We start from the raw sequence: 16,368 nt of genomic DNA on the forward strand, positions 1-16,368 counted from the left end.
CGCCGCTGCCGGTTGTCTGGCACGCCTTCAGCGCGTGCCGCAATCCATGTCGATGGTCAGCGCATTCAGGTAAGCGTTGCCAATGATGTGCTCGACCAGCGCCGCAAATTCGTCCGGCTTGCCCATGCGGCGCGGGAACAGCATTTTTTCGACGAGCGCATCCGAGACCTTCGGCGGCATACCGGCGGACATGCCGGACTCGAACAGACCCGGCGCGACCGATACAACGCGGATGCCATGTTCGGCCAGATCACGCGCGATGGGAAGCGTCATGCCGATCACACCTGCTTTGCTCGCGCTGTAGGCTGCCTGGCCCATCTGACCTTGGCGCGCAGCACCGGATGACGTGTTGATGATCACGCCGCGTTCGCCGGTTTCTGCGGGCTCGTTATGTGTCATGGCAAGCGCCGCGTGCCGGATCACGTTGAACGTGCCAGTAAGATTCACGGACAGCACGCGGTTCCACACATCCGACGGAAACAACTGGCCCTTCGAGACAGTCTTGCAGGGCCCAAGGATGCCTGCACAATTGACCGCAACGTGGATAGCGCCATACCGGTCGACGACCGCGTCGATACCCTCTTTCACGCTCGACTCGTTGGCCACGTCAACTGCAATACTCATCATATCGCGGCCTAGCGCCTCGCTGAGTTTCGACTGGTCCAGATCGAACCCGACTACGCGCGCTCCCGCTGCCGCAAGCCTTTGACATGTCGCGAGACCGAGACCTGATGCCGCGCCCGTCACCACTACTACCGCGTTTTTCAAATTCATCTGTGATCCTTGGTTTTGTCGTTGAGCGGGGACAGCGCGCAACGCACGCAATCCGAAAGCGGCTTGGTCCTGCGCATGACACGAAGGCGATACCTGGCAGTGCCCGATACGATCACGCCATGCGCGGCGAGCGCTGTGCGCTCACCACTTCGGAACCGGCGCGGTGCGTAGCGGCAACACTGTGTGTTTCGCTTACCGGTATTGCTCGGGAATGGCCAGATAACGCCCCTCGCCGAACGGCATATACGGCAGATTCGGATGCGTCTTCAATTCTTCGAAAAAGCGCGTCATAACCGGAATCATGTGCAGGCCGACCCAGCCGTTATCCGCGCCGCTGTAGCGCCCTGGCGACGTCTGGTTGCCGCTCGTCGGCATGGCGCCGTTGAAGACGATGTCGAACTGTTCACGCGGATCCCATTGCAGATCGTAGATGGCTGGCGCTTTCATCGAACGTTGCGGGCCGAGCCACGTGTCCTGCGCAGTGTAGACAGCCTTGAAGTTCTTCACCCGTACAGCGCCGAAGCTTTGCCCCGAGAAGTAAATGAAATCCGTGCGCTTGCCCGGTCCCTTGTCGCGCAATGAATCGCTCAGATCGATGCCGTCGAAGATAATCGGTTTGCCCTCGTTGTCCTTCCACTCGTGCGGAGGCGGTGTCTCTCCGCCCAGCGACGCGAACGTGGGCCACCAGTCCATGTGCGAGAACATGTCGGTATTTACCGACCCAGGCTTGATGTGCCTCGGCCACCATGCGATGGCGGGCACGCGGAAGCCGCCTTCAAACGGCGTGCCCTTTTCGCCGCGAAACGGCGTGTAACCCGCGTCGGGCCATGCGTCCACCCACGCGCCGTTATCCGTTGTCCAGATGACGAGCGTGTTTTCGGCAATGCCCAGGTCGCGGATGGCTTGCAAGATCTGGCCGCTGTTGTCGTCCAATTCCATTAGCGAATCCAGATAGTTTCCGCCGCCCGGCGACTTGCCCTTCCAGCGTGGTGATGGATTATTCGGGTTATGGACCTTCAGAAAGTTCAGGTACATGAAGAACGGGTGCTGTTCTTTGGCATGCACCTTGATCCAGTCCACTGCCTTCGCGCGCATGTTGTCGTCCGCCGTGGCGAGGTCCTCGTAAGTGAATTTCTGCTTGACGACCTGCACCGGCTGTCCCGCCTTCTGCTCCACCATTGACACGTTCAGTCGGTTCCACAATATGTCGTGTAGCGGTCATCTCCTTGTCCTTCCTCTTCGGATTGATTCGCGCGGCGGCTGGGCCGCCGCTCACGCGCCAATAGCACCGTCAGACTGCCGGTCCACATACCTTCACAGTCTTGCGACCGTAGCAGCGCACACGCAGATTGGCCTGCTCGCCTTGTCCGGCAAAGCGCTCCAGCGCGTATGGACTTCATTGGCAATGCGAATCATGTACTCGCCGCTTTTGGCAACGGTCGCCTCGCCGCGCTTCTTCCGCGAGGGGCGCACGGCCTCGGCCGTGGGCCGGGGCCGGACTTTCGAGCAGACGGTGACCTTCCACCATCGCTTCATGGCAAGGCTCTCGCCGCCCGATTGCGCGAATACTGTCTCGCACTTCACGCGCCGCCTTCAGCATTCCTGCGTTCGCGTCGCGCTTGAGCTGGCGGCCCGCCCGTTTTGAACACTGCTTGAAGATTCGGCCATGTCGCGCCCCGCGACAACAAGCCACCGTTTCACCGTATTGCGGCGCCGTACAAGCATAGGCCACGCTGAATAACCACTGTCCCCCTCAAGAATAGGGGGAGCCGCGGCTACGGGTGCTCACTATCATGGGTTGCATCCATAAAAGGTGGCCACCCATGACAACGAAGAGACAAGGCCCGCTAGCCGGGCTCAAGGTGCTGGAAATCGCGGGCATTGGACCGGGGCCTTTTTGCGGCATGCTGTTGGCCGATCTGGGCGCGGACGTGGTCGTAGTAGACAGGGCCGAGGCAGAGCCCGGCGCGCTCGATCTGGGCCGCGCGCAGATTGCCAATCGCGGCAAGCGGTCGGTGAGCGTGGACCTGAAGACGCCAGAAGGCGTCGAAGCGGTGCTGCGTCTCGTCGCTCAGTGCGATGCGCTGATCGAGGGCATGCGTCCGGGTGTCATGGAGCGGTTGGGTCTCGGGCCGCACGTGTGTCTGCAACGCAATCCGCGCCTCGTCTATGGGCGCATGACCGGCTGGGGGCAGCACGGTCCGCTCGCCCACGCCGCGGGTCACGATCTGAACTACATCGCGCTGTCCGGCGCGCTCTGGTACGCAGGGCAACCGGGCGAAGCGCCGATCACGCCACCCAGCCTTGTCGGCGACGTAGGCGGCGGCTCCATGTATCTTGCCGTGGGCCTGCTCGCGGGCATCATGAACGCGCGCGCCACAGGCACGGGCCAGGTGGTCGATTCGGCTATTGTCGACGGCAGCGCGCATATGACGTCGCTACTGCTGGCGCTGCAGGCCTCCGGACACATGCGCGCGCAACGCGGCCAGAGCCTGCTGGATGGCCCGCACTGGTACAACACCTACCAGTGCGCGGACGGCACGTACATCTCCGTTGGTTCTCTCGAGCCGAAGTTCTATCGCGAGTTGCGCGAGAAGCTCGGCCTCGGCAGCGACCCCGAGTTCGACAAACCCTACGACCCCTGCGTATGGCCGCGTTTGCGCGAGCGGCTCGCTGCGCTCTTCGCGAGCCGCAGCCGCGATGAATGGTGCTCGCTGCTCGAAGGCACGGACGCGTGCTTCGCGCCGGTGCTGACTCCCGACGAAGCAGCCAATCACCCCCACATGCGCGCGCGCGGCGTCTACTTGCGGGAAGACGGCGTTCTGCAAGTGTCGCCCGCCCCCCGCTTTTCCGCCACGCCCGCCGGACGGCCGGGGCCGATTCCACGACGCGGCGAGCACAACGAAGCCGTGCTGCGCGACTGGTCCGGCCGCTGATCCGCAGCCCAACATTCGAAACGCATGATCAACGCGAAGGCACATCCTCATGACTGACACCTCCAACGCATTCTTCACTGAGCAGCAGTTGCTGATTCGCAATACCGCGCGGCGTGTGGCGAGCGAGATCGTCGCACCGACCGCCGCGCAACGCGATCTCACGTCCGCGTGGCCGGGCGACGAGTTGAAGGCGCTCGCCGAACTCGGCTTTCTCGGCATGCTGATTCCCGAGCAATACGGCGGCACAGGGACCGGCGTGCTCGACTTCTGCCTCGCGCAACACGAAATTGCCGCCGTGGACGCGGGCGTCGCCACTATCGTGCACGTCCACAACTTTACGGCGATGTGCATTGTTCAGCACGGAACGGAAGAGCAGAAGCAACGTTATCTGCCCGCCATGGCGCGTGGGGAATCGATTGGCGCGTTCCTGCTGACCGAGCCGCACGCCGGTTCGGATACCGCCGCGCTGCGGGCCACGGCGCGCCGCGATGGCGACCATTACGTGCTCAACGGCACCAAGCAATTCATCTCGAACGGAAGCGAGGCCGGTGTCGGCGTCGCGTTCGCGATAACAGACAAGGCGGCCGGCAAGCGCGGCGCAAGCACGTTCATCATCGACCCGAAAGCGCCTGGTTATCACGTGACACGCGTGGAAAACAAGCTTGGTCAGCACACCGCGCATACCGCGCAGATTTCGCTCGAGGACTACCGCGTGCCTGCCGTGAATCTGCTGGGCGCCGAAGGCGACGGTTATCGCACCGTAATGGGCGGGCTTTGCGACGGCCGGATCGGCATTGGCTTCATTGCGGCGGGCGTCGCGCGAGCCGCGCTGGACGCTGCCGTGCGTTATGCGCGCGAACGGGAAGCCTATGGCGCGCCCATCATCAAGCTCCAGGGCGTGGCGTTCGACCTTGCGGATATGGCCGCGCAGGTGGAGGTCGCCTTGCACTATTGCGTTCATGCCGCGCGTTTGCGCGATACGGGGGCCGACTGCATCAAGGAAGCGTCCATCGCGAAGATGTTCGCGAGCGAGATTGCCGAAAAGGTCTGCTCGGACGCCCTACAGATTCACGGCGGCTACGGCTATCTGACCGACTTCGCCGTTGAACGGTATTTGCGCGACGTGCGGATTTGCAAGATTTATGAAGGGACCAGCCACATTCAGAAGCTGATAATTTCGCGGCATCTTGGGTGAGATGATGAGTGATGAGGCGTTGTGTTACGCCGACGCCTCGCGGCCGTGGCGCGCGCGGTGCATTGGGCGCCGCGCGTGGCACGTTGTCTGTTGGTTCGGGAACTTCGCGGTTCCGTAGTGCGTGGTTCGCAACGTCAGGCCGTGAACCGTCCGACGAGGCAAGGCTTCGCCTCGCGCTCAATGCAAAAGGTCGCCGCAGATAGCGGCGACTTTGCGCCCGCGCCGTTGCTTATCCTATCTATTGCCCGCACACGAGCTTGAGAAACGCCTGGACCTGATGGCCCGATTCGTCGTACGCGCGCGCCGTGCTCCAGTTGGCGATATCGCCAAAGCGTGCCGCAACGCCTTCGGGCGTGACCTCGTCATCCGGCAGAAGTACGGGTTCGGTTTCCACTACCGTTGCAGCGGCGAACGCGCCGCCGCCGGCCGCCACGATAGTCTTCGACGGCGCTTCGTCGCTCGCGAGAAATAACACGGCGGGCGTCACGCGCTCCGGCTGGATCCGCTGCAACATGGCTTCCGGCAGGATGTCAGCAGTCATGCGCGTGGCAGCGACCGGCGCAATCGTGTTCACCTTGATATTGCTCTTGCGGCCCTCGGTGGTCAGCGCATTCATGAGGCCGATCACGCCCATCTTGGCCGCGCCGTAGTTCGCCTGGCCAAAATTGCCATACATGCCCGACGAGGAAGTGGTCATCACAATGCGGCCATAGCCCTGTTCGCGCATGATTTCCCACACGGCCTTCGAGCAGTTGATCGAACCCATCAGATGCACGTCCAGCACCGCGCTGATATCGCGCATCTCGAGCTTCGCGAAGCTCTTGTCGCGCAAGATGCCCGCGTTGTTCACGAGAATGTCGACGCGGCCGAACTCGGCTGCGGCGCGCTTGACCATCGCCTGCACCTGCTCGTGCTCGGCTACGTTTGCGCCATCGGCAATGGCCGTACCGCCCGCCCTGCGAATCTCCTCAACCACGGCCAGCGCGGCGCCGGACGATCCGCCGGTGCCGTCGCGCGCGCCGCCGAAATCATTCACCACCACTTTCGCGCCACGCTCGGCAAACCCGAGTGCGTGAGCGCGGCCGAGGCCGGCGCCCGCCCCCGTCACGATCGCGACCTTTCCGTCGAAACGAATACTCATGCGAATGTCTCCTGATTCATTGTCAAAGGGGAAAGTCAGGGAAAGAGCCGTGTGATCGATTCGGCGATGCACACGGGCTTTTCGGCGCCTTCGCATTCGACGGTCATCTCGGTCTTCACCTGTGCGCCGCCGCCATTCACTGCCGTCCAATCCATGAGCCGGAAGTGCGCGCGAAGACGGCTGTTGACCGGCACGGGCGCAATGAAGCGCACCTTGTCCAGGCCGTAATTCAGGCCGCTCCTTGTTTCCTTGATCTCGAATGCGGTAGCGAGAAACGCCGGCAGAAGGCTCAACGTCAGAAAGCCGTGCGCGATCGTGCCGCCAAACGGCCCCTGCCTGGCACGCTCGACGTCTACATGAATCCATTGATGGTCGCCCGTTGCGCCTGCGAACTGGTTGATGCGCTGCTGGTCGATCAGCAGCCAGTCACTCGTGCCGATCCGTTCGCCGACAAGCGGCTGCAAGTCCGCAATCTTCTCGAAACTTTTCATGCGTGGTTTTCCTTTTCAAGCAGATCTTTTTGCAGCTGCGCCGCACACACCGCGTCATGCGCGTCGCCGCTGCCGAACAGCACGTCGGCCACCACCGCGCGTTTGTAGAAGTGACCGACCTGGTACTCTTCCGTCATGCCAATGCCGCCGTGCAACTGAATGGCTTGCGCGCAGACGAAGCGGGCCGCCCGCCCGACAATCGACTTGGCCTGTGATACGGCGCGCAGCCGCGCCGGTTCGTCGCCGTTTTCAATTGATTCAAGAAGCGCGTACAGCATCGAGCGCCCGAGTTCCATTTCCGCGGCCATGTCAGCGATGCGATGCTGCAACACCTGAAAACTGGCGATAGGCACACCGAACTGCTTACGCACCTTGAGATACTCGGCCGTCAGTTCAATCGCCTTTTCCATTCCGCCGATCAGTTCCGCGCACAGTGCAGCTGTTGCGTGCGCCAAACCGACGCGCAGCGCGGGCAAGCCCTTGCCGGGTTCGCCCAGCACGGCGTCGCGCGTGACCTGCACCTGGCCGAACGTGAGTTCGGCGGCAAAGCTCCCGTCGTGCAGCGGCAAAACGCGGCGCGAGAGGCCCGGCGTGTCCGCGTGCACGAGAAAGAGCGTGATGCCGTCTGCGTCGGGGGTGATGGCCGAGACCACGAAGCTGTGCGCGTCGGCGCCGCCCAGCACTAGCGTTTTGCTGCCGCTAAGCGAATAGCCATGCGACGTTGCGCTCGCACGCAAGCTCACCGTTTCCGGGAAGCCACGCGACTGGGCCTCGCTGTAAGCAAGCGCGAACTTGCGCGAGCCGTCGGCAAGTTGCGGCAGCCAGCGTCCGTTCTGCGAAGGTGTGTCCGCCGCCAGCAGTGTTTGTGCGGCCAGCACGGCGCAGCCGAGGTACGGCTGCGTCACGAGCCCACGGCCGAATTCATGCGCGATGAGCACGGTATCGAGCAAGGTGCCGCCAAGACCGCCGTATGCGTCAGGCAGCGCCGCAGCCAGCCAGCCGTTCGCGGCAAAAGTCTGCCAATGCGCCGCGTCGCATGTGGAACGCGTGTTGATAAGCGCGGTGCGGGCCTCGAAGTTGTATGCCCTCTCCACAAAACGACGGACGCTGTCCTGCAGCAATTGCTGCTCTGCATTGAGATTGAAGTTCATGATGGACGGGCGCTTCAGAGTTGGAACAGCATCTTCGCGATAATGCCGCGCTGGACCTCGCTGGTCCCGCCGTAGATCGTGGACGCCCGGCGGAAGAACATCTCGTTGGCCACACCGCGGCCCAGGTCCTGCAACGGCAACGGCTCGTCATGGCAAGGGTCGTGGGGCTCAGGGTACGCAACGGCGCCATAGTCGCCCAGCGCCTCGACCATGAACTCGCTCATACGCTGCTGCAACTCCGTGCCCCGCACTTTCAGAATCGATCCAAGCGCATGCGCCGCCGGGCTGTGGTCCTGCTCCATCGCCGCCACGCGTTGGACCATCATCGCAATTGCGTTGACTTCGGCTTCCAGGCGGGCGAGTCGCAACGCGAAGGCCGGCTGTGCAATCAGCGCCTCGCCGCCGAAGCGTTGCACGGTCGCGAGCTTTCGTAACTGCATCAGATAGCGGCGCAACAACGGCAGCTCAGCCGCGCTCGCATGCTCGTTATTGAGCAGAAACTTGGTGATTTTCCAGCCGTCGCCTTCCGCGCCGACGCGATTGGCCACCGGCACGCGCACGTTGTCGAAGAACGTTTCGTTCAGGTGATGACAGTCGTCGATACTGCGGATCGGCCGCACAGTAATGCCGGGCGTCTTGATGTCGACCAGCAGGAAACTGATGCCGGCCTGCTTCTTCACCTCCGTGTCGGTGCGTACCAGCAGGAAGATCCAGTCGGATTCGTGTGCATAGCTCGTCCAGATCTTCTGGCCGTTGACCACATAAGAATCGGCGTCGCGCTCGGCGCGCGTGCGCAGCGACGCGAGGTCCGATCCCGAACCGGGCTCTGAAAAGCCCTGGCACCACAAACGTTCGCCATTGAGAATGTGCGGAACATGCGCGGCCTTTTGCTCTTCAGACGCAAACTCGTTCAGCACCGGCCCGAGCAGCTTTTGCGCGAAGCCGTCTTGCGTGGGCGCACCTGCCGCCATGCATTCTTCGTCGAACACAAGACGCTGCAACACGCTCCAGCCTGTGCCGCCATCTTTCTTCGCCCAGTAGGGCGCGCCCCAGCCTTTGCTGTTCAGAATCTTCTGCCAGCGCACCAGGTCCGGACGCATCGAGCGAACGCTGCCGACCGGCTTGCCCGCCAGGTCGCGCGGCAGATGCTCGCGCAAAAACGCACGGACCTCTGCGCGGAACGCACCGAGGCCGGGATCGGGTTGGAAGTCCATCGATGTCTCCCTCAGTTGCGGTACATGGTCACCACGCAGGCGCCGCCGATGCCGACGTTGTGCTGCAACGCAACGCGCGCATTGTCGACTTGCCGCTCGCCGGCAGTGCCGCGAAGCTGCTGGACTAGTTCGGTACATTGCGCGAGGCCTGTCGCGCCAAGCGGATGCCCCTTCGACAACAGCCCACCCGACGGATTGACGACACAGCGCCCGCCATAGGTGTTGTCGCCCGCGTCGATAAATCCGGCAGCGCCGCCTTCCGGACACAGTCCAAGCGCTTCGTATGTGATCAGTTCGTTGTGCGCGAAACAGTCGTGCAGTTCGATCACGTCGAGATCTTCGGCACCAATGCCCGCCGCCTCGTACACCTGGCGCGCCGCGTTCTTGGCCATGCCGAAGCCGGCCACGTCGCGCAGGTCGTCGCCTTCTAGCGATTCCGGGCCGTCTGTGGTCAGCGCCTGCGCTGCGATCCAGACCCGTGCATCCAGGCCGCGACTACGCGCGAAGTCCTCGCTACAGAGAACCGCCGCCGCCGCGCCGCAGGTTGGCGGACAAGCCATCAGGCGCGTCATGACGCCGGGCCAGAGAACCTGGTCGGCCATCACTTCTTCGGGCGAAACAACCTTGCGGAATACGGCAAGCGGATTGTTGGCCGCATGCCGGCTGGCCTTCGCGCGAATCTTTGCAAAGCTTTCGAGCGGCGTGCCGAAGCGCTTCATGTGCTCCACGCCCGCCCCGCCGAAGATGCGCAAGGCCGGCGCGATTTCCGTTGGCACACCGAGCCGATCGCACTGCTTGAGGAATAGCTCGGAGGGCAACGGCCGGTCATTGAAGTAGCTGCCGAGCGCGCCGGGATTCATCTGCTCGAAGCCCACTACGAGCGCAATGTCGAGCGCACCCGCTTCAATCGCCTGGCGCGCGAGGAAAAGCCCCGTAGATCCCGTCGAGCAGTTGTTGTTGACGTTGATGATGGGCAGCCCGGTCATGCCGACGTGGTAGAGCGCGCGCTGTCCCGCCGTGGAGTCCCCATAAACGAAGCACGCATACGCCTGCTGGATCGTTTGATATGAGACGCCGGCATCAGACAATGCGAGCCTTGCGGCCTGCGCGCCCATCAGGTCATAGGTTTCGCTGGCGCCCGGCTTCATGAATGGGACCATGCCCACTCCCGCGACGACGACTTTGCGCGTCATACGTTCTCCTCCAGTTGTTATGAACGCCCCACCGAGCGAGCCGGTATCACTTCATGATACGCAGCCGCGCCGATCACCGCGCCCCTCGTTTGAAGGGGCAATCGCCGCAAGCTCGCCGCGACGCGGCCACCAAGTTGCGCCGCGGAACAGCCGGTGCCTGCCGTCGTGCTTAGACGAAGGCGGCGACGCCCGTCAGCGCGCGCGAGATGATGAGTTGCTGGATCTCCGTGGTGCCGTCGGGGATGGGAATAATGATCGCCTCGCGAAGCAAACGCTCCACGTTGAACTCCTTCGTGATGCCGTTGCCACCGTGCAGTTGGACCGCGTCACGGCACACCTGGACCGCGGCCTCGGTCGCGAACGCCTTGGCCATCGAAGCCTGCATGTCGCACCGCACACCGGCGTCGATCAGGCCGAACACGCGCTGGCACATCAACCGCGCCGCATCGACCATGATCGCCATGTTGGCGATTTTTGCGGCGATCAACTGGTGCGCGGCAATCAGCTTGCCGAACTGCTTGCGCTGCGTCGCGTACGCAATGGACTCGTCCAGCGCCGCGCGCATGATGCCGACCGAAAGCGTGCCGACGTGCGCCCGCGCAGTCTCGAATACCTTCATCGTATTACGCAGACCGTCGCCCTCTTCGCCAATCAGGTTGGTGGCGGGCACTCGCGCGTCCGTGATGAAAATTTGCGCGGTGGACTGCGAACTGAGCGCGATTTTCTCGATGTTGCGCGACTCGTAGCCATGCTCGTTGCGGTCGATCAGAATATGCGAAAGGCCTTTGTCGCCTCGCACTGTGCAGATCAGCACGTCCGAATACACGCCGTTCGTGATCCACGTCTTTTCACCGTTGATGACGAAGTAATCGCCGTCGCGCACGGCCCGCGTCTTGAGCTCGGCCACGTTGGAGCCCACATCGGGCTCACTGATGCAGATCGAGCCGAAAATCTTGCCGGCAAGGCAATCGGGCATATAGCGCGCGCGGACCTCGGGCCGGGCGTTCACCAGCATCGACGCGAGGCCCATGTTGAGCATCACGCACAGCGCCACGTCGCACGAACAGGCCACCAGTTCTTCGAACAGCATGCCTTGCGTCGTGAACGACCACCCCATGCCGCCGTATTCCACAGGAATCGTGCACCCCGGCAGGCCGAATTCCGCAATGCGCTGCGTCAATTCGCGCATACGGTCTTTCGGAATGAAACGGTCGCGGTACTCTTTGACCACGGGTTTGACTTCCGACTGCAGGAACTTGCGGAAGCTTTCTACGGCCAGATTCTGCTCTTCAGTGGGCAAATGGAACGACATGTCGTGTCTCTCGATTATTTGATCTAAGCGCGCCCGAAGATACCGATGTGGTCGATGCTTTCCTCGACGCCCCACAGACCGCCGCCGTTGCCCTGAACGGCGAATCTTGCGCCGTGTACCTGGCGCGGTCCGCATTCGCCACGCAACTGCTCGACCAGCTCGAAGATCTGGCCGAGACCTGTCGCGCCGATCGGATGCCCCTTCGATTCAAGGCCGCCCGACGGATTGATCGGCAAACGCCCGCCGAGGCTCGACTCGCCGCGCTCGGCCATCACTCCGCTTTCGCCCGGCTTGCACAAGCCGAGGTTCTCGCACAGCGCGATTTCGCCGATTGACGACGCGTCGTGCAATTCCGCCACGTTGATGTCCTCGGGCCCGATACCCGCTTCCTCGTAAGCGAGCTTCGCCGCGTGTACCGTGATGTGGTTCGCGAGATCGTCGCCTGCGCGCTGGGACGCCGAGCGCACGATGGTCGCGAGCACGCGTACCGCGCGGCTGCGATTGAAACCGTAGCGCTTGAGGGCGGACTCCGTGCAGACAATCGCCGCGGCCGCGCCGTCCGAAATAGGCGAGCACATGGGCAATGTGAGCGGAAAGGTGATAGGCGGCGCCGCGAGAATTTCTTCGACGGACATCGCCTTACGGTATTGCGAACGCTCGTTGTGCACCGAGTGGCCGTGGTTCTTCGACGAGACCGCCGCGAACTGCCGCTGCGTAATGCCGTGCCGAGCCATCAACTGGCGGCCGATGCCCGCATAAACGTCCATGAACACGCTGTACGGTTTGTCCGATGTGGAACCCGGCGGGGGCGTGACGCCCTTGCCCAGTTCAACCATTTGCGCGGCGTTCGCCTCGGCCGTCTCCACGTCCCACGCCGAATCGAACACGGAGAACATGCGCGCCTTGTCGTGCGAATACATTTTTTCCGCGCCCACGGCGAGCACCACGTCCGCCATGCCGGCGCGCAGTTGTGTCACCGCGAGATGGAATGCGCTGCTCGCCGACGCGCACGCGCTTTCGACGTTGTGAATCGGAATGCCGCCCAGGCCGAGCGGGATCAGCGCGACCTGGCCGCGGATCATGTGCTGCCCCTGCATGTGCCCTTGCGTCGTATTGCCGAAATACGCCGCCTCGATCCATTTGCGCTCGCAACCGGCGTCCTTGAGCGCGTCTTCGACGGCCCAGGCGGTCAGTTGCTTGACCGACTTGTCCAGATGGCGGCCAAACGGCGTCATGCCCACGCCCACGATGTAGATGTTTTCCATGGTCTTTGCTTCGAGTTCGTATCGGTTAGCTGAGCCTCAGCAGCCTTTGAACTGCGGTTCGCGTTTTTCGGCGAATGCCCGCAGTCCTTCCTGAACGTCGTACGAGCGCTGGTGATTGCGCAGTTCCAGCAGCTCGTGGCGCAGCGCGTCTGCCGCTGTTTTGTCCGCGGCTTCGTTGGCGACGCGTTTCATGCGCGCGAGGACCAGCGGGCTCTTTTTCGCGAGACGGTCTGCGAGCGCCTGGGCGCGCGGCTTCAATTCGGAGTCCGGCAGCACCTCGTTGACGAGACCGTGCAATTTCAATTCGGCAGCGCTCATTGAGTCGCCCGTGAAGAGGAGATAGCGAGCGACGTTGGCCGGCACTTTGCGCGGCAGGATAGCGGCGCCGCCCGCACCCGGAAACACGCCGAAATTCGAATGTGCGTCGCCAAGGCGGGCGGAGTCTGCAGCAAGCACGAGGTCGCATGCGAGCACGACTTCCAGACCGCCCGCCAGTGCGATACCGTTGACGGCCGCGATGACCGGCTTCGGAAACGCCCGCAACGTGTCGAAGAACTCGACGATCAGTTCGAGAAACTCGCGCTTTTCGGGGCATGGCGGCTCCGCCGCCTCGATCAGATCCGCGCCCGCGCAGAATGCGCGCCCGTTGCCCGTCAACACGACGACGCGCACCGCGTCGTCATTGCGCCATGCATTGAGTTGCGCGGTCAGCCCCGTCGCCATTTCGCGATTGAGGCTGTTCATTGCGGCTGGCCGGTCCATCGTCAACCAGCCGACCGAACCCACCACCGTCTGCGAATAACTCATCTCCCCTCCGGATGTTGACGAACGCCATTGCCTGACGTTGCGGTTGTGATAAGTTAGGTCCGGCCATCCTATTAATCACCCCTCATTGTGAGGGGGCCATTTGCAGCCGCAGATAGGCGAAGGTGGAGGGCAAAGACGGAGGCGCAGCGCCGCCCGTCTGCCGCCATGCATTGACCGTGTGACTCCTTGAATACGCCCTTTATCAAACATCTGGTTTCTACCAGGTTCTCGCCGCCGCGCATCGGCGCAAAGCACGTCGAGCGCACTGATCTGCTCGCGCAACTCGAGCGCATGCAGCACTGCCGGCTTGCGCTCGTCACGGGCAGCGCGGGCTATGGCAAGACCACGCTGCTTGCGCAGTGGCGCCAGACATGTCTGAAGGCAGGCGCGGAAGTCGCGTGGCTGTCGCTCACTGCAGACGACAAGGGCTACATCGCTTTTTGCACCGCGCTGTTCGCTGCCATGCAGCGCGGCGGTATTCCTGTCGAAATGGACTTGCCGCTCGAAGAAGCGAGTGCACCGGCAATGGACGCGTCCATTGCCACGATCGTCGAGGCAGCGCTCGATCTGCCCAAAGACCTTTATCTGATCATCGACGATTACCATTACGTCGAGGCGCCGCTCGCGCACCGGTTCATGCAGAAGCTGCTCGATCACGGCCCGGGCAACCTGCATCTGGTGATCGCCTCGCGCGTCGCACCGCCGCTCGGGCTGAGCCGGCTGCGCATGATGGATCAGATTGTCGAGGTGGATAGCGCGGCGCTGCCGTTCGACCTGCCGGAAACGCGCGCTTTCATCGACGAAAACCTCGGGCCCGGCAAGCTCAACGCAGACGAGCTCACGCTCATCCACGAACTGACGAGCGGTTGGCCTTCGTGCATACAGCTTATCGCGATCATGCTGAAAAACCGGCCCGAAACGCGGGCCACGCTGCATGATCTCGTCTGGCGCTCGAGCGATCTGCAAACGTATCTGAGCGAAGAAGTCATGGCGTATCTGCCGGTGGAACTCACCACATTCGCCGAAGCGCTGTCCGTGTTTCGCCGCTTCAGTGCGCCGCTCGCGCGCCATGTCACGCACAACGCGAATACGGCTCAACTGCTCAAGCGCATGGAAGACGAGAATCTGCTCATCATGCGTGTGGATTCCGACGACCGCCTGAGCTGGTTCCGCTTTCATCCGCTGTTCGGCGAATATCTGACAACGCGGCTCGCGGGGCGCGACCCGGCTGCGGTGCGCGACCTGCACAGGCGGGCGGCTCAATGGTTCGCCGAGCACGGTCTGCTCGTAGAGGCCGTGAGGCACGCCAGCATCGGCGAAGACGTGGGGTTTGCGGCCGCCGTCATAGAGCGCGCTGCGCCTGCCACCTGGAGCCTCGAATATCTGGGGCCAACGCTTCATCTGCTGGAGCATCTGCCGGAAGACATCCTGCTCACGCATCAACGGCTGCTGTTCATCGCGTGCCTTGCGGTGGCTTTGACCACGCGGCCCGTGAAAGCCAAGGCGTGGCTCGCGCAGCTGCAATCGCGCGCGTCCTCAGGCGATCCCGAGGTCGCGCACAGCATCCCGCTGATCAGTGCGGCCATTGCATTCCAGCAGGACGACTCGCAGCGCATGATCGATCTGCTCGAACCGCATCGCGACGTGCCGCTGGAAAATCCGTTTCTCGAATACATGCGCCTCGCCGCGCTAAGCGCGGCTTACGGCGCGGCAGGCCGATACGCGGATGCAAAACGTCTGTTCGACACGCACCCCATTCCGCCCACCGACGAGCATAACGACATGGCTCTCGTGGCCCAGGCAACGCACGCGTCGGCATTGCTGCTGCAGGGCCATGCGCGCGAAGCCGAGCGCGTGGGCTCGGCCCTGCTGACTCGCTCCATTCAGGCAGTCGGCCGCTATTCGATCAGCGCGAACATCTGTGCGAGCGTGCTTGCTGACGTCTACTACGAACTGGATCGTATCGACGACGCCCGCGAAACCATCGCCAATCGCCGTGGCCTGCTGCAATCGTCGGGACCTGACGTGATGATCCGCACGTCGTTGTGCCGTGCGCGGCTCGACCTGCTGCAGGAAAGCGCGGACGCGGCCCTGGCTTTCTTGCGGCATCAGGTGGCGCACCTGCGCAGCATGCGTCAGATGCGGGCTGTCGCTCACATGCTGGCCGAGCAGGTCAGGGTGTTGCTCGTCAAGGCAGACCGCGCGCAGGCGCACGAGGCCTACCTGTCGCTAGAGGAACTGGCGCTGGCGTATCCGGCGGAACAGGGCTTCCGGGCAGAAATTCCCGCCATCGCAGCGCTGGCAAAGGCACGGCTGTTACGCGACGAGCAACCGGAGACAGCATTGCGCGCGCTGCAGGTGACGCGCAGTCATGCCGAGGCGTTCGGCAGAGGCCGGTTGACTGCACTGACGGACCTGCTTTCGGCCATTATCTTCGCCGACCAGAAAAGCGCTGACGACGCCCAGGTGTGCCTCGCAAGAAGTGTGGAAGCCGCGCAGCGACTTGGCCTCGTGCGTACCTTCATCGACGAAGGGCCGCCGGCCGGCAAGCTGCTGGCCAGCATGGTGCGCGAGAGAAAACTGGACGGGGCCGCGCTGCGCTACGCGACCGAACTGCTGGACAAATTCCCCGAGGCGGCCGTTCCCGACGGCACGGCAGGCAGCGTGCGTCGGAATGGAGGGTCGAAGCTGCAGCCAGTGCTGACACAGCGCGAAGTCGAAATCATCGGCCTCGTAGCACAGGCGATGTCGAACAAGCGCATCGCCCTCTCGCTCAATATCACGCTAGAGACGGTCAAATGGAATTTGCGGAACATTTTCGGCAAGCTCGGCGTGTCGAGCCGCTATGACGCAATGGTGTGGGCGCGCAAGCATGACCTGATTGAATAG

The 16,368-nt window shown here is 63.0% G+C and carries 14 protein-coding genes; 4 read left to right on the top strand and 10 right to left on the bottom strand.

Annotated features, from left to right (window positions below; all coding sequences use genetic code 11):
* Positions 1-27 precede the first annotated feature (27 nt).
* Together JNB89_RS22880 and JNB89_RS22885 are read right to left on the bottom strand one after the other, a co-directional pair.
* A complete protein-coding gene (locus JNB89_RS22880; RefSeq protein ID WP_220363685.1) occupies positions 28-774 on the bottom strand; it encodes an SDR family NAD(P)-dependent oxidoreductase in 747 nt (248 codons plus the stop codon).
* A gap of 192 nt (positions 775-966) precedes the next feature.
* Complete coding sequence (locus JNB89_RS22885; protein ID WP_220363686.1) at positions 967-1,953, bottom strand: sulfatase-like hydrolase/transferase; 987 nt, start codon at positions 1,951-1,953, stop codon at positions 967-969.
* Positions 1,954-2,179: 226 nt separating this feature from the next.
* Between JNB89_RS22885 and JNB89_RS22890 the strand changes: the two genes are divergently transcribed.
* The 3 genes from JNB89_RS22890 to JNB89_RS22900 all read left to right on the top strand — a co-directional run bounded on the left by JNB89_RS22890 (position 2,180) and on the right by JNB89_RS22900 (position 4,905).
* Entirely contained in the window at positions 2,180-2,419 is a 240-nt protein-coding gene (locus JNB89_RS22890) for a hypothetical protein (protein ID WP_220363687.1), read from the top strand.
* A gap of 178 nt (positions 2,420-2,597) precedes the next feature.
* Complete coding sequence (locus JNB89_RS22895) at positions 2,598-3,710, top strand: CaiB/BaiF CoA transferase family protein (protein WP_220363688.1); 1,113 nt, start codon at positions 2,598-2,600, stop codon at positions 3,708-3,710.
* Positions 3,711-3,759: 49 nt separating this feature from the next.
* Entirely contained in the window at positions 3,760-4,905 is a 1,146-nt protein-coding gene (locus JNB89_RS22900) for an acyl-CoA dehydrogenase family protein (RefSeq protein ID WP_220363689.1), read from the top strand.
* Between the two features lie 238 nt (positions 4,906-5,143).
* On the opposite strand, the gene JNB89_RS22905 is transcribed toward JNB89_RS22900, so the two are convergent.
* The 8 genes from JNB89_RS22905 to JNB89_RS22940 all read right to left on the bottom strand — a co-directional run bounded on the left by JNB89_RS22905 (position 5,144) and on the right by JNB89_RS22940 (position 13,479).
* Entirely contained in the window at positions 5,144-6,046 is a 903-nt protein-coding gene (locus JNB89_RS22905) for an SDR family NAD(P)-dependent oxidoreductase (protein ID WP_220363690.1), read from the bottom strand.
* Positions 6,047-6,081: 35 nt separating this feature from the next.
* Positions 6,082-6,537 carry a MaoC family dehydratase gene (locus JNB89_RS22910; protein ID WP_220363691.1) on the bottom strand — a complete coding sequence of 152 codons (456 nt, stop codon included), beginning with the start codon at positions 6,535-6,537 and terminating at the stop codon, positions 6,082-6,084.
* Complete coding sequence (locus JNB89_RS22915; protein WP_220363692.1) at positions 6,534-7,688, bottom strand: acyl-CoA dehydrogenase family protein; 1,155 nt, start codon at positions 7,686-7,688, stop codon at positions 6,534-6,536. The genes JNB89_RS22910 and JNB89_RS22915 overlap by 4 nt, the downstream gene beginning before the upstream one ends.
* Positions 7,689-7,702: 14 nt before the next feature.
* A complete protein-coding gene (locus JNB89_RS22920; RefSeq protein WP_220363693.1) occupies positions 7,703-8,902 on the bottom strand; it encodes an acyl-CoA dehydrogenase in 1,200 nt (399 codons plus the stop codon).
* Between the two features lie 11 nt (positions 8,903-8,913).
* Entirely contained in the window at positions 8,914-10,095 is a 1,182-nt protein-coding gene (locus JNB89_RS22925) for a lipid-transfer protein (RefSeq protein WP_220363694.1), read from the bottom strand.
* A gap of 169 nt (positions 10,096-10,264) precedes the next feature.
* Positions 10,265-11,407 (bottom strand): acyl-CoA dehydrogenase family protein, encoded by a 1,143-nt coding sequence (locus JNB89_RS22930; RefSeq protein WP_220363695.1) that lies wholly within the window; start codon positions 11,405-11,407, stop codon positions 10,265-10,267.
* 23 nt (positions 11,408-11,430) lie between these two features.
* On the bottom strand, positions 11,431-12,672 hold the full coding sequence (locus tag JNB89_RS22935; protein ID WP_220363696.1) for a thiolase family protein: 1,242 nt from the start codon (positions 12,670-12,672) through the stop codon (positions 11,431-11,433).
* Between the two features lie 36 nt (positions 12,673-12,708).
* Complete coding sequence (locus JNB89_RS22940) at positions 12,709-13,479, bottom strand: enoyl-CoA hydratase/isomerase family protein (protein WP_220363697.1); 771 nt, start codon at positions 13,477-13,479, stop codon at positions 12,709-12,711.
* A 186-nt stretch (positions 13,480-13,665) separates the two neighbouring features.
* Between JNB89_RS22940 and JNB89_RS22945 the strand changes: the two genes are divergently transcribed.
* Positions 13,666-16,368 carry a LuxR C-terminal-related transcriptional regulator gene (locus tag JNB89_RS22945; RefSeq protein ID WP_220363698.1) on the top strand — a complete coding sequence of 901 codons (2,703 nt, stop codon included), beginning with the start codon at positions 13,666-13,668 and terminating at the stop codon, positions 16,366-16,368.

Source organism: Paraburkholderia phenoliruptrix (genome assembly GCF_019511605.1).
GTDB classification, from domain to species: Bacteria; Pseudomonadota; Gammaproteobacteria; order Burkholderiales; family Burkholderiaceae; genus Paraburkholderia; species Paraburkholderia phenoliruptrix_A.